This window comes from Paenibacillus macquariensis (assembly GCF_900156375.1).
Lineage (GTDB): Bacteria > Bacillota > Bacilli > Paenibacillales > Paenibacillaceae > Paenibacillus_AQ > Paenibacillus_AQ macquariensis.
On sequence record NZ_FTNK01000003.1, the window covers coordinates 66,311 to 83,882 of the forward strand.

Genomic DNA, 17,572 nt, shown 5'->3' on the forward strand with positions numbered 1-17,572 from the left:
GCTAATGGAGGTGGAAGGACCTATGATACAATTGTTGAGAAACTCTGATAACGTACTTGAAGCTTACGAAGATGGAAAGAAGCACAAGGATGTCAAATTGATTCGTTCATTTCCATTGACCATGCCGGAACAATTTATCTCAGTTCGCTCAGATACCAACGAGGAGATTATAATGATTACAGATCTTTCTTTGTTAGAAGGTGAAAGTAGAAGGGTAGCAGAGCAGGAACTTCAGCGGTATTATATGAGTCCCACCATTGAGAGTATTATCTCTTTGAATGAGATTGGATGTGAGTGGGTAGGAGTAGTAGATACCAGTTCTGGTAGAATGAATTTTCGAATGAACGAAAAGTATGAAAGTGTACATCCTTTGAGCCAAGTGAGTTGGAGTCTAAGTGATATTGAAGGACGTAGGTTTATTATTTTAAATATTCATGAACTGGATGAGAATAGTTTGAAGCAATGGGAAAAATTGAATAACCAATATTTCATTGCTAAGATATGAACAATTACGAGAAAAACATATCTATTCACATTAAGGAAATTCTTGACATTGCAATAAATGTCGAGTACATTACAGTTATTGATACATAGTGTATCTTTTAGTGAAGTTGATTGATATATTTAGTCGAATAACATGATAATTCCTGTGAGGGGTAGGTTTTTCGAATGATTGAGCAATTTCAATTTTATTGTGTATACTGTGAGAAGATTGTAGATGGGAACCAGGAAAGTGCCATTTTCAAAACTTGTTTTTACCGGTATAACACATCTATGGGGTATTGTAAGGAATGTGTATTAACTCAAAATGAATTATATGTAGATTCTCATATTGTGGAGAGGATGCTCTAAACATTGGTTAATGTATACTTAGAATTGAAATAGGCTAGGGTCATATTTGTTAAGGAGAAGGGGTGTATTAATTGCAAGAGGAACCAGTTGTTCGCTTAGAAAATGTCTCGAAGATAATCTCTTCTAAAGCAATAATAGATAATCTGAGTCTAGAGATCTCACAAGGGCAAGTGTTTGGATTTCTGGGTCCGAATGGGGCAGGGAAGACCACGACGATCCGTATGATGGTTGGATTAATATCTATAAGTAAAGGAGACATCCTGATCTGTGGGAAGAGCATTAAGAATCAATTCGAAGAAGCGATAGCAAATGTAGGGGCTATTGTAGAAAACCCAGAAATGTATAAATACCTTACTGGATATCAGAACTTACAGCATTTCGCTCGTATGATGCCTGGAATTACGAAGCAAAGAATACAAGAGGTTATTGCTCTTGTTGGGTTGGATAACCGAATTCATGACAAAGTAAAAACCTACTCACTAGGTATGAGACAAAGACTAGGCGTAGCTCAGGCTATTCTACACAACCCGAAGCTTCTTATTTTGGACGAGCCTACGAATGGACTTGATCCTCAGGGAATTCGGGAATTACGGGACTATTTACGACATCTTTGTAGGGTCGAAGGAACTACAGTCTTCGTATCGAGTCATCTACTCTCTGAGATGGAACTGATGTGCGACAGAGTGGCCATTATCCAGAATGGTCGACTCATTGATGTACGACAGTTAAAGAACGAGGATGGGGTAGCCGTTTCCGCTGCTGAGATAGCATTTGATGTGGATCATCCACAACAGGCTGCGGCTATACTTGGCGTGGATCGTGTGGAGAATAATTTACTTATTATGCGGGTATCGCGTGAAGAAGTAGCTGATATTAATGCACGACTCGTTCAGGCGGGGATAAGAGTATACGGTATTCGTGAAGTTACGCGTTCGCTTGAGGATCAATTCTTAGAAATGACAGGAAGTGAACAAATTGGCTAACTTTTATAAATTAGTATTAAATGAGAATATGAAAATATACCGTCGTGCCCGTACTTGGATTATGTTAAGTATTCTAGCTATTGTAAGTATTCTTATGCCATTTGTATTTTTCATGGCTGGCTCACAAGAGAATCCTAGTGTCTGGGAAGTTGTCTTATTAACGATGACCTTTACATTTTTTATGAATATTATATTTGCAAGTGTCATTGCAGCTGATTCTGTGGCTAGTGAATTTTCTTGGGGAACGATTAAGTTACTTCTGATTCGACCATGGAGTCGCTCAAAAATTCTATTGTCCAAGTATATATCGGTGATACTATTTGGGATATTAAGTACACTTATGATGTTTGGAGTGACCTTTCTATTCGCAAATATTTGGTTCACCTATGATGTGGGTAGTACAGGACTAATCTCAAGTTCTTGGAGTGCGATGTCGTATACCCTCATGATTCTAGGTTGTAAATATGTTGAACTTATATTGATTACGACGATAGCCTTTATGATTTCTACCCTATTTCGTTCCAGCACCTTTGCTATTGTCTTATCATTGGTCGTCTTATTCTCTAAAGATATCTTCCTGCTTCTACTTAATCCGGATAAATATGTGTGGATGAAATATGTTATATTCACGCAAATGGATTTAAAAGGTTACATTGATTCTCCCGTGGGTCCTGGAGGTTCAACATTGGCCTTCTCGTTGATTGTGCTGGCAATCTATTATATTTGTTTCTTAGTGCTCACATGGGTTATTTTTAACAAACGGGATGTTGCAACATAATAAGATAGTCTGATGTTTGAACAATAAAGCCCTGAAGAATAGGATTTCATTCTATTCTTCAGGGTTTTATTGAATTGTGATCCGTACAGAATGACAGGGTTACATGTAGAATGAGATAAGATTGCAATTTATCAGAAGATGTTTAGCTTACTTCGGGTTGTAAATAGTGAGAATGGATATCTTTTGACTTCTCAGATACAGGCTCCGGTTGGCTCATTGTACTCGTGCCACTTAATGCGCCACCTTCCATAATAATGAGAGAAGAGGCGGATACATCCCCGAACATCTGTCCGGTTGCAGTGATGGTGAGTTTACCTGTTGTAGCAACGTCCCCGTACACCTTACCTGCAATCACTACTTCCCTTGCTTGAATGTTAGAACGAGCTACCGCATTTTCTCCAACCGTGATATCCCCTTGACTCTCAATCTCACCGTTAAAAGAACCCTCAATCCGCAAGTTAGCTTCGCATTGTATCTTCCCAGTAACCTCACAACCTTGTCCAATAAGGGTATCCGTTCCTGAGTTTCTTCGATTTGAATTTCGTGCTCGTCGAGCCATGTTTGTAACCTCCTAAAAGTTTTTGAAGAGCAATACTTCCTTGAATAAACGTCGTTTCAAAAACTAGCATCGAAAGCATAAGCTTAAAGTTTTGTGAAGCGATGCCTCACGGAATGTACTTCGGAACAAAACTAGCATCGAAAGCATTAGCTAAAAGTCTTTGGAGAGCAAAACTCCCCTGACTATTGAATATATGGAAGTGGATTTACGACTTCATTCATTTTCTCAACTTGGAAATGAAGATGAGCACCCGTACTTCGGCCCGTACTTCCCATTTTACCGATGAGATCACCCTTAGAGATTGAATCCCCCACAGCTACCTTAATGTTGCTTAAATGCATGTATGTCGTCTGCAAGCCTTCTGGATGTTCAATCTTTATAAAGAGACCACGTGCCCCTCCTTGTTCAGCCTCAACGACTTTGCCTGCTCCAGCGGCGTAGACAGGATCTCCTGTATTACCCGAAATATCAAGGCCTGCGTGATAGGCAGCTACACCAGTAAAGGGATCTTTTCGATACCCGAAGCTAGATGAAATAACGTGGGATTCAGTGGGCCACATATTAGGAATACCAGCTAACATGTCTTGTGTCTCTTGGGCCTTTTCAAGCATTCGTGGAATATTATCCTCCATAGAATCAAGTAATTTCCGAAGCTCTACAAAGTCATCCTTTGTCTCACGTGTAAGGTCGAGAATTTCACTCGTGTCTACAGCAATAAATTCGCCCCCGACATGCTTTGGATCATCATTGCTTAAGGTTGGGGTGATTGTTTTCTTTTCAGAACTCATGCTGGTGTTATTTTTATTAATAAATTTCTGTAATTCTTTTTCAAGATCATTGACACGTTGCATCTTGCCCTTCATATCTTGTGCGTCAGAGGAAAGGTTAATAATTTCGTTTTGTAATCTAGAGATAGCTTCTTCACGGTTACTTACCGTGATCTCCATCTTATTGTTTGTCATCGTCTGATGCTGCAATTGCTGTTCCATTTTAGAGATGACTTGGGAAGAATGAACTTGCATGGAGATAATTAGGCCGGAAAGGGACAGAATAGCAATAGTAGGTACGGCGATAAGTAACGGTTTAGAGAGTTGAATTTGCTTAACGGAATGCTGTGCATCACGTAGAACAAGTAGGGTTATGGGTTGTTTGGACTTCGTACTTTTCATGGCAACTCCTTTCTAGGCATTGGATGTAGATAGCTTGGTTATATTCTATTTATTCGTAGAAATCTCTAAACATGTCAAATATATTTTGAGTTTAGTGGTTAAATTTCCCTATCTAGTGGGTATGTACTGAATAACCCCCTATTAGGCTGGTCGATGATGATCTTTACATAGTACATAGATGGATTAAATTATTTAGGGATAATAATTTTTATTGTGAAAGAGGTCAGCCGTATGATGTGGGTCCTTATTGCATTGTTTGTATTTATTTTTCAAATGGCAACGATACTAATCCTTGAATTTCGAAATCCAGCAAAAGCGCTAGCGTGGATGTTTATATTATTTTGCTTTCCACTGGTTGGCTTTATTGTGTATTACTTTGTAGCCCAGGAATACAGTAAACGTAAGAAGGTTCGTTCAAAAGGATCACGATTATTTCGGGAAATCCGCGATCGATTATGGGAAGAAGCTGTCATTGTAGATCATGTGGAAGAGATGAAGAATCATAAGTTCCACACTCAAAAGCGCTTGTTTAATTTGCTATCGAATATATCAGAGAGTCCGATAACGGGTTGCAATGAAAGTCGGGTTCTAACGGATGGGAAAGAAGCCTATCAAGCCATGCTTGAGGCAATGAAGTCCGCAGAGGATCATATTCATGTTGAATTTTATATTTTTAGGGATGATATGATCGGCACTGAATTTCAGGACGTTATGATTCGCAAGGCACAGACAGGAGTTAAGGTTCGTATTGTTTGTGATGGGGTTGGAAGTCATCACTTAAAGAGAACGTTTATTAACCGATTTAAAGAAGCGGGTGTTGAATTTTACTTTTTCCTTCCGCCCGTTATTGCTACCCTTGATCGTCGTATTAATTACAGAAATCATCGTAAGATTATTATTGTAGATGGTAAAAAGGGATTCGTAGGAGGTCTTAATGTAGGTGATGATTATTTAGGCTTATATCCTGAAGTGGGATATTGGAGGGATACTCACTTGGAAGTGGAAGGTGATGCGGTTTATTTTCTGCAAAATATATTCCTTAACGATTGGAAATTAGCTTCAAGTCAGCGAATTATTGATCCTAACCTTTTTCCAGCGCATGAATGTCGTGGAGATCAGCAAATTCAAATTTTGAGCAGTGGTCCTGATCAAGTGTGGGATGCTATTCAGGAGATGTGTTTTGGAGCCATAGCAATTGCGAACGAAAGGATATGGATTACATCTCCATACTTTATCCCTGATCCAGCTATATATGAGGCACTCAAGTCTGCTGCGGTGAGTGGTGTGGATGTACGAATTATTATTCCTTGGAAGCCGGATTCGCAGTTTGTTCATTATGCATCCTTGTCTTATGTAGAAGAATTGCTAGAAGCTGGCGTCCGTTTCTTTCAATACCGGAAAGGCTTTGTACATGCCAAAATTCTAATTGTGGATGATCTGCTGGCATCTGTGGGTACAGCGAATATGGATATGCGGAGCTTTTTCTGTAACTTCGAGCTGACCGCAGTATTATTTGAAGAGGGTATGATACAACGTATTGTGAAAGACTTCGAAGATGATCTTCAAGATTGTACAGAGATACAACCTAGTGAATTTATAACAAGGTCTCGTCTACAGAAGGGAAGGGAGTTATTAAGTCGTATGTTATCCCCATTATTATAAAGAAAATTTGTGCCAACTCATTTATTATTCATAATAGACTCTGTGGTATAATATAAAACATAGACGAAATAAGGATAATATGAATAGGGGGAGTTTTGTGAGTAAAAGTACAAACATTATTGAAGATGATATTGTAAAGCAACCAAATTTTCCACCCAAAGCACCTGTTTTGAAGACAGTTCAGTTACTCCGAGTGGTTATGATGATTATTGGAGCGCTATTTGTCTCTGTGGCACTCGAAATTTTTCTAGTACCCAATAATATCATTGATGGAGGAATAACAGGGATATCGATTATGGGGTCGCACTTTGCGGAATTACCTCTGGGAATATTTCTAACCCTCTTTAACCTTCCATTTCTATTTCTTGGTTACAAACAAATTGGTAAAACATTTGCTTTATCGACATTATTCTCTATTATTGTAATGTCTTCAGGGACTTATTTCTTACATCCGGTTGCCCCACTTACGACTGACCCCCTTCTTGGTGCCGTATTTGGTGGTGTTATTCTTGGAGTTGGTGTAGGGCTTGTTATTCGTGCAGGTGGATCAACAGATGGAACGGAAATTGTAGCTATTCTTTTGAGTAAGAAGTCTCCCTTCTCTGTTGGGGAAGTTGTTATGTTTATAAATCTATTCATACTTAGTAGTGCGGGGTTCGTCTTTGGATGGGACCATGCTATGTATTCCTTAATAGCTTATTATATTGCTTTCAAATTGATTGACGTTACCAATGAAGGTATGGATCAATCGAAATCAGTCTGGATCATCAGTGAACAATATAGAGATATCGGTGACGCCTTAACACAACGTCTTGGACGTGGTGTAACGTATCTCGAAGGTGAAGGATCCTATTCTGGTGAGAATAAGAAGGTTATCTTCGTTGTTATTACTCGACTAGAGGAAGCCAAATTGAAAACGATTGTTGCGGAATGGGATAAAGACGCATTTATCGCAATCGGTAATATTCATGACGTCAAAGGCGGACGCTTTAAGAAGAAAGCAATCCATTAAATCTAAAATTAATGACATAAATATATGTGATAAGCCCGGAGAGTACTACTATCCGGGCTTATCTGTGCTTTAAATGATGCAGTATATGTTGAAGAGGTTGTGGAGGGATAAGACGAAGTAGATCGCCATGTTCCATTAGCCTCGCTTCAATATTCAATAGATGAAAGTCTAACGGAGAGACATTGTTATGAACTTCCTCCCATGTTAGAGGTGTAGAGACTGTAGCTCGTGCTCTAGCACGGGGAGTGTAAGGTGCTGCCAACGTTTTACCTGCATAATGCTGTAAATAATCAAAGTATATTTTATCCCCTCTGTGTTTCTTCAGCCTTTCTAGCGTAAATAGCTCAGGATGGCGCTCCTCAACATAACGTCCCACGAAATGCCCAATCTTCCGTAAATCGTCGAAAGTGATTCCTTCTTCCACAGGGATGATAATCTGAACACCGGTTGCTCCTGATGTTTTGGGAGTAGACTGTATTCCTAACGAGGAGAGAACCTCGCCTACGAGTGCTGTCGCTTCCATGATCCGTGGCTCGATTTCAAGTGATGGATCTAGATCGATCATCCACTCACAAGGTAGCTCGCTATGAGCATAATGAAGAGATGGATGGAATTCCAATGCGGCTAAATTTCCAAGCCAGAGTAGATCAGGTAATCCATGAAGCACAATATACGAAATATCATCATGTGTAATTGTGGATACATAAGGTGGAAGTGGGGAAGGCGCATTCTTTTGATAGAAGAAATCCCCATTCACACCATTGGGATAACGGATCGTAGTCAACAGACGGTTCCTACAGTAAGGAAGTAAGTAAGGAGCAAGTAATGCAAGCTTTTGTAAATAAATCGCCTTGGTAATTCCCATTTCGGGCCATAGTAATTTGTCGGGGTTGGATACAGCAATTTGCTGACCTTCCACGATAATACTTCCTTTAAGGCGAGCAGGTGACATTATTCAATAGCCCTCTTTTCTACGTCTAAGATACTGTCTTTTTGTTCTTAGAAGGGGTTGTGCTTCCACTTCGTTTTCGCTTAGGTTTACCAGCATCGGTAACAATGGGTTTCACCGCTTCGATACTTGCTTGAAGTGCTGCCATGAGGTCAATGACATTGGTCTCTTGTCGAGCTGGGGCAATTTTAACTTCTTCGCCAGCGACTTTATTCTGAATCAGTTGTAGCAACGCTACGCGATAATCATCTGTGTATTTCACCGGATCAAATGGGGTTGAGAGCTGTTCGATAAGCATCTTAGCCATATCCATTTCTTTATCATTCACGACAGTCTGTTCCGGGAGATTGGGTACTTGAGAGACTGGCCGAATCTCATCGGGATAAAAGATAGTCTCAATAGCTAAACATTTATCCAGTACACGAATGGCGGCTAAGCTACTCTTAGACCGGATCGAGATTTTGGCAATGCCTATTTTACCAGATTGACGCATCGCTTCCATAAGAAGCATATAGGCGTTCGAACCGGCTTGATCCGGAGATAAATAATACGTTTTTTGAAAATAAATAGGATCAATTTCATTCAAATCCACGAAATCTAAAATGGTAATGTTTTTATTATTTTGATCGGATAATTGCTCAAGCTCTTCTTTTTCAAATAATACGAATTTTCCCTTCTCATATTCATATCCTTTGGATATTTCCTCCCATTCCACTTCTTTCTCACAAACAGGACATTTTCTAACGTATGAAAGTGGGCTTCCACATACTTTATGAACATACCTCATTGAAATATCTTTATCTTCTGTCGCAGAGAACATTTTGACTGGGACGTGAACTAATCCAAAACTAATGGCACCTTTCCATACGGTATGCATGAATGATCACTCCTATTTTTTTTGGAAAAGGATAAGAAATAAGTTCAAGTACTTCGCTTAAATATCTTGCTGAGTTAACAGGTAGTATATCCAATAAGCAATCGTTTTAGTGGATCAACTTGTGCATGACAGGATTAGATGTGGGGCATTTTAATAAGGCAAATTTGAAACCATTATGAACTACTCAGAAGAGGAAGTGATAAGTCATGGGCGATCAAGAAAAAGTAGAAGTAAAAACGATGAATGGGAACAACCTTACATCTCCTGAGTCGGACAATGATGAAGAAGCTTATCTATTGGATGTGGATCGAATGGTGAATGAAGGTCTGGGTGGTGGACAAGTAACGATATCTAATGGGTACATTGGGGATATTCCACCAGATAAGTTGTTCCTGGAGTCAGAAGACGAGTTCTGAATACGACAGTGAAGAGGAGCGATAATAATGGACGTTAGAAGAGCCCTTGATATTTTTAATGACAAGTATAATTATGCCGTTAAATTAGACGGGAAGCCTGTATGGATTGAACAAGTGGATGAATTCAATGGTATGGCAACCGTTCAGCTTGGATCACGACCGGATAATACGCATACGGTAAGTGTGGATCGTCTTATTGAAGATGAGCATCAGTAATAACTGAGCAACTATAGAACACGAACATGACATTGAGCAGATATCATCATAACTTCAGAAAGGTTCAATCCGTTGAAAGTAGCGGGTTGGGCCTTTTTTATAATTTTATATAAAGGCAGATTTATGCATATTATGGAACGAACCATTTCGATTGACGTCTTGTTAAGGTATTGCGAAGTTCTTTTTGAGACGTATCTTGTGCTTCGCATTATGAAATAGATGTTGTCGCTTCTTGCGGGTCCTAGCGTGGACCGATATAATAAAGGTCAAGTTATGATGGAAATGGCCGTAAAGGTGGGTTTATATTGGAAATGAGTCATGATAAAGAGCAATACATATATACTTCTAATCATTTACAGGACACGGAGGCGCTAGCGGCTTGGCTTGCTGATGTTGCAATTCCAGGGACTGTGATCGGGCTTGATGGTGACTTAGGTGCGGGGAAGACGGCTTTTTCACAACTATTCGCTAAGCATTTAGGTGTGAAAGGTATCGTGAACAGTCCGACATTTACGATTATTAAAGAATATGAAGGTAGATTACCTTTTTATCATATGGATGTGTATCGCCTTTCTATGGATGAAGCGGATGAGCTTGGGCTGGACGAATATTTCTATGGCGAAGGTGTATGTTTGGTAGAATGGTCCCAGATCATAAGTGAACTTCTGCCAGAACCTCATTTGCATTTATTTATGGAGACCACGGGAATTGATGAACGTAAGATTACGATCCGAGGGTTTGGAAGTCCATATGAGGATTGGTGTTGTAACCTGAATAAGAATGGAGTCTTTAAATCATGAATAAACCACAGAATTCAGAATCCTTACAACGGATTTTGGCATTGGATACATCCACAACGTCATTATCTGTAGCTATTATGGACAATGGCAAGGTACTACACGAGATCAATGAATTTGGCGAACGAAATCACTCCATTCGTATTCTCTCGATCGTAGAAGAGGTACTGAAAGCCTCTGCTACATTAAATACAGATGTACAAGGTATTACGGTAGGCGTCGGTCCAGGTTCTTATACGGGTACTCGTATTGCAGTTACCGCAGCGAAGACGTTGGCTTGGGCTTGGAATGTCCCGGTAGTAGGCATATCAACGCTTCATTCATTAGCATATGGCGGCTTTATTCATGCAATAGATGGACAAGAGGATAAGCGGGAATCTGGTCAGATCAATTGGATTATTCCTCTTATTGATGCTAGGCGTGGTCAAGTATATACAGCACTGTTTAGTGCCTCTGAATCAAGTGCTCCCAATCGTATTGAGCAGGATGCTATACGCTTAATGGAGAAATGGACAGAGGAGTTACTGCAACGAATCGAGGCTACCTCAGAGGAAGAGAAGCCACAGTCTATCTGGTTCGTAGGGGATGTTAATCTGCATAAAGAGACGGCTGAACGACTTAGCATACGTCTAGGTGATGCTATCCCACTTCATATCGTTTCATACGATTTGGAGGGTCGATACGTTGGGATGTTAGGAACGGAGAAATTTCTAGCTGGCGAACAAGATGATATGCATTCACTGGTACCAAATTATACCCAACTTGCTGAGGCGGAAGCCAATCTCCTTCGCAAACCATGAAGGGAGTTAGGTGATATTAATGGAACAGAGTAACAATGAGGAACATGAAGGTTTCTCGTTTCGTCTAATGACAATAGAGGATATCCCTAATGTGATGGTCATTGAACATGAGGCATTTACACTACCTTGGTCAGATACAGCTTTTCGTAACGAATTAATGAACAATCTCTTTGCACGTTATTTGGTTATGGAGAACGATGGAAAACCTATTGGATATGCCGGTATGTGGACGATTGTTGATGAAGCACATGTGACGAATATTGCTATATTGAAGGCATATCGTGGACGCAAATTAGGTGAGCGTCTTTTGGATGAATTGATAGAGACGGCTGCTAATATGGGCATGATTCGGATGACATTGGAAGTACGTGTGTCAAATACCATTGCTCAAAGATTGTATGAGAAAAAGGGATTTGTATCGGTAGGACTTCGCAAAGGTTATTATTCAGACAATCATGAGGATGCTATGATCATGTGGGCAGATTTGCCGCAATACGAGGAGTACGGAAGTAGGGAAGGAAGCGTAGAGATTGATGAGTGAACACAAGATCGAAGAACAACCCTGTTATATATTAGCGATCGAGACAAGCTGTGATGAAACGGCTGTAGCTATCGTGAAAGACGGTCATGTTGTTATGTCCAATCTGATTGCAAGCCAGATTGAGACACATAAAGCTTTTGGCGGAGTGGTACCAGAGGTTGCTTCACGTAAGCATGTTGAGAATATAACTCTTATGCTTGATGAAGCCGTAACAGCTTCAGGAATCAAGATGACAGATTTATCCGCAATTGCAGTAACGCAGGGTCCCGGGCTTGTAGGTGCCCTATTGGTCGGAGTTGTAGCTGCTAAAAGTCTCTCTGTGGCTTTAGCTAAACCTTTGATTGGTACACATCATATCGCAGGACATATTTATGCTAACCGATTAGTTGGAGAAATTCATTATCCATGTATGGTATTAGTGGTATCTGGCGGTCATACAGAGCTTGTATATATGAAGCAAGAAGGTCAGTTCGAAGTGATCGGACGTACGAGGGATGATGCTGTAGGGGAAGCATATGATAAAGTGGCACGATCACTTGGTTTTCCTTACCCTGGAGGACCGCATGTCGATAAGATGGCTCTGGAGTCTGAGGAGTCTATTGTTCTTCCCCGTGCATGGTTAGAACCAGGATCTTATGATTTCAGCTTCAGTGGCTTGAAGTCAGCGGTATTGAACGTTATTAATCAGCGTAAAATGCGTGGAGATGACATGAATCCCGCTGCTATTGCCCGCGGATTCCAAGAATCAGTCGTGGAAGTCCTAGTGACCAAAGCGATACGTGCTGTGAAGGCCTATGATGTGAAGCAACTTCTGTTGTGCGGTGGTGTTGCTGCTAACCGTGGACTACGAGCAGAACTTAGTCGACAATGTGATAAAGAAGGGATAGATCTCTCTATTCCTCCATTCGAATATTGTACTGACAATGCTGCAATGATCGGTGCTGCAGCCTATCTTAAGTGGCGTGAACAATATTTCACATCCCTTGATATGAAGGCAGATCCACAACTTTCGTTGGAAGCTTGGGGTAGTAATAGCATAGATTAAATGAGGTATACATTCATTGGGATAAGAGTCATGTGGACATTCGCTTATTGACAATTGTATTTAGGGTAGATATAATCAGTTTAAATTTCAGATTGTGATAAACGTGATGAACAAGAGTAGTAAGGTTATCCTGGATATTAGAGAGCTGCGGGTTGGTGCAACGCAGTCGAAGGAACCTGAACTCGCTTGGGAGCGGAGCGGTGGAATGCTGTGAGGAATGAGTCGTCACAGGCCCAGTAAGTGCACGCTGGGGAGTATACCGTTACGTTAGCCTCCGTAAGAGGGTAAGCCAGTTAGTCCATTTCTTAACGTTAGTTATGGCTGAAGGCGTTTGAGGGGTTCTTCCCATAATCCTATGTTTACATGGGTAGGAAGGACAACAAGAGTGGTACCGCGAATGGGTGAACAGCCTGTCGTCTCTTGATTTAAGAGATGACGGGCTTTTTTGTATACAAAAATAGAAATATCAACACAAACTATGATCGGGAGTAGTAAAAGGACAATGTCTTTCAGAGAGCTGTGGAATTGGTGTGACACAGCGGCAGACCCCTTTGAATCTCGCCCGGAAGTTAAGTTCGTGGAAACTTCGTAAAGAAGTGTACACGAGTTCGGTTGTCCACCGTTAAAGGGATCTCTTTATGTACGGTCGCGCAACCGTATGTAAAGAACAAAGTGGGGTGCTTAGCGAGATAGCGCCAACAAGAGTGGTACCGCGGAAGGTGAAAACCTGTCGTCTCTTATAAATAAGAGATGGCAGGTTTTTTTCGTTTTCTTGGATTAAGAAAACGATGATTACACAGGGGAGCCTATCTCTCCAATAAGAGTTTTGTTAGTAGTAAATTCAAGGAGCATAGCTCCACAAATATTTCGGGAGGTTTTTAAAATGACAAACATAACAAACATATCAACTGGATCAAAGATTATTATATTTGATACAACGCTACGTGACGGAGAACAAGCACCGGGTGCAAGTCTGCAACCAGACCAGAAAGTACAGCTTGCAGCGAAGCTTGTAGAGCTTGGTATTGATGTGATAGAGCCGGGGTTCCCTATATCTAGTCCAGGGGAGTTTGCTGCGGTAGAGGCCATTTCACGGCAGTTCCAGCAAGTAGAGATATGTGGGTTCGCAAGAGCTGTAAAGGGAGACATTGATGCTGCCGTTCGGGCCACTAGAGATGCTGAGCGTCGTCGGATTCATCTCTTTCTATCATCATCTGATATTCACTTGAAGTACCAATTGCGTATGAGCCGCAAAGAAGCCGTGGCTAAGGCCCGAGAGATGACAGCTTATGCTAAGCAATTCAGTAATCAGGTTGAATTCACAGCGATGGATGCAGCACGGACAGGGATAGACGATCTCATTGAGATGATAGAAGCTGTGATCGAAGAAGGAGCGACCATGATCAATCTCCCAGATACCGTTGGGTATGCACTTCCGCAAGAGTACGGGGATATGTTCCGCAAGGTCCGTGAAGGCGCAAGAGGAGGATCGAGCGTGCTATATAGCGCGCACTGCCACAATGACTTGGGGCTTGCCGTAGCGAATAGCCTTGCTGCCATTCAGAATGGTGCATCTCAGATCGAAGTAACCGTGAACGGGGTGGGGGAACGAACCGGAAATTGTGCGTTAGAGGAACTGGTTATGGCTTTGGAAGTGAGAAAAGATGTACTGAACTACTCAACGGGCATTGCGATGGAGAAGTTATATGGAGCATCCAAGGCAGTTAGTAGTGCCATGCATTTCCCAATGGCATTCAACAAGCCTATCGTTGGTCGCAATGCCTTCCAGCATGAGTCTGGTATCCATCAAGATGGACTTCTTAAGGATCGAAGTACGTATGAGATTATGAATCCTGAATCACTAGGTATCCCACGTGACATGATCATCTTAGGTAAACATTCGGGTCGACATGCTCTGAAAGATCGTATCGCAAGATACGGGATGCAGATGACGGAAGAAGAGCTAGAAGTCCTGTACGGTGTTTTTAAAGAAACAGCAGATCGGCTAAAAGTCGTTAGTGATGACCTGTTGTTGAAGATGGTGAGTCAGACGACAGGTAAAAGGATGCAGAATTTTGAACTCGGAGAAGTTCAGGTGCAATCAGGTAGCGCAGAAGAACGTGTTGCATTCGTTACGCTACGCCATCTCCATGAAGACCGTGAATCTACACATACGGCTACAGGAAAAGGACCTTTGGAAGCCTTGATTACAGCGATAAGTCAAGGGATAGAGGCAGACATCATCTTTGGTGATTTGGAATTGCATTCTCTTAGCACTGGAGAAGAAGCACATGCTGAAGCTTGTGTCATGGTGGAATGGGAAGGCAAGACCTATCGGGGTACAGCCATTCATCAAGATATCGTCATGGCTGGAGGATTGGCGTATGTTGCCGCATGTAACAGTGCACTTTCAGAAATTAATAATCGTGGAACAGCAAGTCTCTAAGATGTCGTCTTTATAGAAGGATAAACTTGCTTGTCAAGATGTGGACAACGTTATCCACATATCCATGTCGAATTGTGTACAAATCCCTTCAATTAGGAATATATATAGCTTTGAATGAATTTTGAAACCGTGGATACTTTTTTCATGAAAATTGTGGATAATGTGCATAACTCCGTGGATAAAAGTGGAATTTTCTAAAAAAACGCAATAAACCCCAAAAAAATAGCCCTCAGGGCTATTTTTAGGTTGGAGTTATGCACGTTTTACGGGGATAACATTGTGCATAACTCCAAATATTAGAATAAAACTTTATTTTGTATTTCTTTTATCATTGCATTTACGAGCATTTCTTACTTATTCCGCAGCAAGGATTTCCCATTCACTATAAACGGCTTCGAGCGTTGTTTTCTTCAAATCGGCCATCTGCTGGTGTTCTTGTAGAGCCATATAATCTTGAAAAATCTCTGGAAGGGCCATCTTGGCTTCAATAGACTGAATCTCTTCTTCTAGAACGTGAATTTCTTCTTCTAAAGTAACCAATCTACGCTGACGATTACGTTCTTCACGTTTGGCTAGTTTATCCGCTTCAAATGAGGATGCCCCAGGCTTGTCTACAAGATCTGAACTGGAATCCGATTTCGATGTGGCTTTTGCTGCAAGGATTGCTTCTTGTTGTATTTCGGCTAACTCTTGTTTCTTCTCTGTGTAATCATCATAGTTTCCAAGAAACTGTTCTGTCCCTGTTGGAGATAGTTCTACAATTCGTTCTGCCATCTTGTTCAGGAAATAACGGTCATGTGAAATGAAAAGAAGAGTCCCTTCATAATCGATTAAGGCAGATTCGAGCACTTCTCTACTATATAAGTCCAAATGGTTAGTGGGCTCATCCAAGATTAACATGTTAGCTTCGAGCAACATGAGCTTGGCTAGCGCAACCCGAGCCTTCTCTCCACCACTAAGTGACGAGATTTTCTTAAGGACATCTTCGCCACTGAATAGGAAGTTCCCAAGTACCGTCCGAATACGGGATTCTTCCATATGGGAATATTCGCTCCATAACTCTTCAAGAACCGTATTTGCTGAATTTAAGTTGGTCTGCTCTTGATCATAATACCCAATTTTCACTTTCGTGCCCCAATGGATATTACCTGCAGCAGGCACGAGTGTGTCGAGCATACATTTGAACAATGTCGATTTCCCAATCCCGTTGGGGCCAATTAAGGCAACTGTTTCACCACGACGCATATCAAAAGACACATGTTGGAATAAGGGTTCTAACGGATTAAATGCGACGGATAATTCACGTACTTGTAGCACTTCTTTACCTGATGAATATTCCACTTCGAAAGAAAAATGTGCCTTTTTCAGATCCCCAAGGGGCTTGTCTAGTCTATCCATTTTCTCAAGGGATTTGCGGCGACTCTGCGCTCTCTTTGTGGAAGAGGCACGTACAATATTGCGTTGAACAAAGTCCTCCATACGTGCAATTTCACCTTGTTGTTTATCATATTGTTTCAATTGCGATTCATATTCAGCAGCCTTCAAGTCGATATATCGACTGTAATTGCCTGTGTAACGTTTGGACTGATGTCGCTCAATCTCAACGATTGTCGTTACTAACCGATCTAAGAAATAACGGTCATGGGATACGACTAATAGAGAGCCAGAATAAGAACGTAAGTAATCCTCTAACCACGTCAACGTAGCGATGTCCAAGTGGTTCGTAGGTTCATCTAGCATAAGTAAATCGGGTGCAAGCAGAAGGATTCGCGCTAACGCAAGTCGAGTCTTCTGTCCACCACTAAGCGTCGTAATGGGTGTATCAGGTGCGAAATCACCGAAACCCATACCATGAAGTACGCTACGTATTTTGGTCTCCATTTCATAACCACCATGATCTTTGAACCAATCGGAACGTAGCGCATATCGATCTAATAGATCTTGATATTTCTTAGGGTTCTCCATCGATATAGGATCAGCAATCTGCTTCTCCATTAATCTCAGTTCTTGTTCAGCATTAATCAATGGTGTAAATACGGTTAGCATTTCCTCCCAAAGTGTCCGATCCGAATGTAGACCACTATTTTGGGCTAGATATCCTATGGTTGTTTCTTTGGCTTTGAAGATCTGACCTCCCTCATGGGATATTTCCCCGGCTAGAATCTGTAGGAAGGTAGACTTTCCTGCACCATTTACGCCAACGAGTCCGACGCGCTCTTTTTCAAGGATTTGTATATTAATACCATCGAGAACCGGATGAACTCCGTATAATTTTCTAATTCCAGTAGCTTGAAGTAACATGCGGTAGAAACCTCCATCTTTGTGCTTATTTAAAATATTAGAAAGTAAAAGTTTCGCTTGACCCTCTACCCCTCTATTTCTTATATTTCCGCTAAAACGGGTTCTGTTAATGAAAAAAGGACAGTACGGCCGTTTCTACTTGATAGTTATTTTACATGAAAAGCTTACA

17 protein-coding genes and 2 other annotated features are annotated in these 17,572 nt (G+C 41.1%); of the genes, 12 read left to right on the forward strand and 5 right to left on the reverse strand.

What is annotated here, in order from left to right:
- Positions 1-22 precede the first annotated feature (22 nt).
- The 3 genes from BW961_RS06030 (at position 23) to BW961_RS06040 (ending at position 2,613) form a co-directional block, all read left to right on the forward strand.
- A complete protein-coding gene (locus BW961_RS06030; protein ID WP_169810263.1) occupies positions 23-505 on the forward strand; it encodes a DUF1854 domain-containing protein in 483 nt (160 codons plus the stop codon).
- A 418-nt stretch (positions 506-923) separates the two neighbouring features.
- Entirely contained in the window at positions 924-1,835 is a 912-nt protein-coding gene (locus tag BW961_RS06035; protein WP_068582122.1) for an ABC transporter ATP-binding protein, read from the forward strand.
- Complete coding sequence (locus tag BW961_RS06040; RefSeq protein WP_326112070.1) at positions 1,819-2,613, forward strand: ABC transporter permease; 795 nt, start codon at positions 1,819-1,821, stop codon at positions 2,611-2,613. The genes BW961_RS06035 and BW961_RS06040 overlap by 17 nt, the downstream gene beginning before the upstream one ends.
- Before the next feature lie 142 nt (positions 2,614-2,755).
- Here the strand turns inward: BW961_RS06040 and BW961_RS06045 are convergent, their stop codons facing one another.
- Together BW961_RS06045 and BW961_RS06050 are read right to left on the reverse strand one after the other, a co-directional pair.
- On the reverse strand, positions 2,756-3,172 hold the full coding sequence (locus tag BW961_RS06045; RefSeq protein ID WP_068582126.1) for a bactofilin family protein: 417 nt from the start codon (positions 3,170-3,172) through the stop codon (positions 2,756-2,758).
- A gap of 182 nt (positions 3,173-3,354) precedes the next feature.
- A complete protein-coding gene (locus BW961_RS06050) occupies positions 3,355-4,341 on the reverse strand; it encodes a M23 family metallopeptidase (RefSeq protein WP_068582130.1) in 987 nt (328 codons plus the stop codon).
- A gap of 231 nt (positions 4,342-4,572) precedes the next feature.
- Here BW961_RS06050 and cls point away from each other — a divergent pair, with 231 nt between their 5' ends.
- Positions 4,573-6,003 (forward strand): cardiolipin synthase, encoded by a 1,431-nt coding sequence (cls, locus tag BW961_RS06055; RefSeq protein WP_068582132.1) that lies wholly within the window; start codon positions 4,573-4,575, stop codon positions 6,001-6,003.
- A gap of 169 nt (positions 6,004-6,172) precedes the next feature.
- Positions 6,173-7,015: a YitT family protein gene (locus BW961_RS06060; RefSeq protein ID WP_244555897.1), complete on the forward strand. Its 843-nt coding sequence runs from the start codon at positions 6,173-6,175 to the stop codon at positions 7,013-7,015.
- A gap of 58 nt (positions 7,016-7,073) precedes the next feature.
- Here the strand turns inward: BW961_RS06060 and ligD are convergent, their stop codons facing one another.
- Complete coding sequence (gene ligD / locus BW961_RS06065) at positions 7,074-7,967, reverse strand: non-homologous end-joining DNA ligase (protein WP_068582134.1); 894 nt, start codon at positions 7,965-7,967, stop codon at positions 7,074-7,076.
- A gap of 25 nt (positions 7,968-7,992) precedes the next feature.
- Positions 7,993-8,841, reverse strand: a complete 849-nt coding sequence (gene ku, locus BW961_RS06070) for a non-homologous end joining protein Ku (protein ID WP_068582136.1) — start codon at positions 8,839-8,841, stop codon at positions 7,993-7,995.
- Positions 8,842-9,047: 206 nt separating this feature from the next.
- Here ku and BW961_RS06075 point away from each other — a divergent pair, with 206 nt between their 5' ends.
- From BW961_RS06075 to BW961_RS06105, 7 genes are all read left to right on the forward strand, one after another.
- The gene (locus tag BW961_RS06075) at positions 9,048-9,257 is read left to right on the forward strand and encodes a hypothetical protein (protein ID WP_068582138.1); all 210 of its coding nucleotides are present in this window, start codon (positions 9,048-9,050) and stop codon (positions 9,255-9,257) included.
- Between the two features lie 27 nt (positions 9,258-9,284).
- Complete coding sequence (locus BW961_RS06080; protein WP_068582140.1) at positions 9,285-9,473, forward strand: H-type small acid-soluble spore protein; 189 nt, start codon at positions 9,285-9,287, stop codon at positions 9,471-9,473.
- Positions 9,474-9,784: 311 nt separating this feature from the next.
- Positions 9,785-10,273, forward strand: coding sequence for a tRNA (adenosine(37)-N6)-threonylcarbamoyltransferase complex ATPase subunit type 1 TsaE (tsaE, locus tag BW961_RS06085; protein WP_068582316.1), 489 nt, complete (start codon positions 9,785-9,787; stop codon positions 10,271-10,273).
- The gene (tsaB, locus tag BW961_RS06090) at positions 10,270-11,070 is read left to right on the forward strand and encodes a tRNA (adenosine(37)-N6)-threonylcarbamoyltransferase complex dimerization subunit type 1 TsaB (protein WP_068582142.1); all 801 of its coding nucleotides are present in this window, start codon (positions 10,270-10,272) and stop codon (positions 11,068-11,070) included. The genes tsaE and tsaB overlap by 4 nt, the downstream gene beginning before the upstream one ends.
- Positions 11,071-11,089: 19 nt before the next feature.
- Positions 11,090-11,611, forward strand: coding sequence for a ribosomal protein S18-alanine N-acetyltransferase (gene rimI, locus BW961_RS06095; protein ID WP_068582144.1), 522 nt, complete (start codon positions 11,090-11,092; stop codon positions 11,609-11,611).
- A complete protein-coding gene (gene tsaD / locus BW961_RS06100) occupies positions 11,604-12,656 on the forward strand; it encodes a tRNA (adenosine(37)-N6)-threonylcarbamoyltransferase complex transferase subunit TsaD (protein WP_068582147.1) in 1,053 nt (350 codons plus the stop codon). Before rimI ends, tsaD begins: the two co-directional genes overlap by 8 nt.
- Before the next feature lie 97 nt (positions 12,657-12,753).
- Positions 12,754-13,080, forward strand: a binding site (T-box leader).
- A gap of 45 nt (positions 13,081-13,125) precedes the next feature.
- Positions 13,126-13,397 (forward strand) — a binding site (T-box leader).
- A 142-nt stretch (positions 13,398-13,539) separates the two neighbouring features.
- Positions 13,540-15,102 (forward strand): 2-isopropylmalate synthase, encoded by a 1,563-nt coding sequence (locus tag BW961_RS06105; RefSeq protein WP_068582149.1) that lies wholly within the window; start codon positions 13,540-13,542, stop codon positions 15,100-15,102.
- A gap of 354 nt (positions 15,103-15,456) precedes the next feature.
- On the opposite strand, the gene BW961_RS06110 is transcribed toward BW961_RS06105, so the two are convergent.
- Positions 15,457-17,403, reverse strand: a complete 1,947-nt coding sequence (locus BW961_RS06110; RefSeq protein ID WP_068582151.1) for an ABC-F family ATP-binding cassette domain-containing protein — start codon at positions 17,401-17,403, stop codon at positions 15,457-15,459.
- Positions 17,404-17,572: the final 169 nt, after the last annotated feature.

Excerpts from the sequence above, each read along its gene's own strand:
- BW961_RS06030 (WP_169810263.1), top strand. The coding sequence starts at position 23 with ATGATACAATTGTTGAGAAACTCTGATAACGTACTTGAAGCTTACGAA.
- BW961_RS06045 (WP_068582126.1), bottom strand. The coding sequence starts at position 3,172 with ATGGCTCGACGAGCACGAAATTCAAATCGAAGAAACTCAGGAACGGAT.
- BW961_RS06050 (WP_068582130.1), bottom strand. The coding sequence starts at position 4,341 with ATGAAAAGTACGAAGTCCAAACAACCCATAACCCTACTTGTTCTACGT.
- cls (WP_068582132.1), top strand. The coding sequence starts at position 4,573 with ATGATGTGGGTCCTTATTGCATTGTTTGTATTTATTTTTCAAATGGCA.
- ligD (WP_068582134.1), bottom strand. The coding sequence starts at position 7,967 with ATGTCACCTGCTCGCCTTAAAGGAAGTATTATCGTGGAAGGTCAGCAA.
- ku (WP_068582136.1), bottom strand. The coding sequence starts at position 8,841 with ATGCATACCGTATGGAAAGGTGCCATTAGTTTTGGATTAGTTCACGTC.
- BW961_RS06075 (WP_068582138.1), top strand. The coding sequence starts at position 9,048 with ATGGGCGATCAAGAAAAAGTAGAAGTAAAAACGATGAATGGGAACAAC.
- BW961_RS06080 (WP_068582140.1), top strand. The coding sequence starts at position 9,285 with ATGGACGTTAGAAGAGCCCTTGATATTTTTAATGACAAGTATAATTAT.
- tsaE (WP_068582316.1), top strand. The coding sequence starts at position 9,785 with ATGAGTCATGATAAAGAGCAATACATATATACTTCTAATCATTTACAG.
- tsaB (WP_068582142.1), top strand. The coding sequence starts at position 10,270 with ATGAATAAACCACAGAATTCAGAATCCTTACAACGGATTTTGGCATTG.
- rimI (WP_068582144.1), top strand. The coding sequence starts at position 11,090 with ATGGAACAGAGTAACAATGAGGAACATGAAGGTTTCTCGTTTCGTCTA.
- tsaD (WP_068582147.1), top strand. The coding sequence starts at position 11,604 with ATGAGTGAACACAAGATCGAAGAACAACCCTGTTATATATTAGCGATC.
- BW961_RS06105 (WP_068582149.1), top strand. The coding sequence starts at position 13,540 with ATGACAAACATAACAAACATATCAACTGGATCAAAGATTATTATATTT.
- BW961_RS06110 (WP_068582151.1), bottom strand. The coding sequence starts at position 17,403 with ATGTTACTTCAAGCTACTGGAATTAGAAAATTATACGGAGTTCATCCG.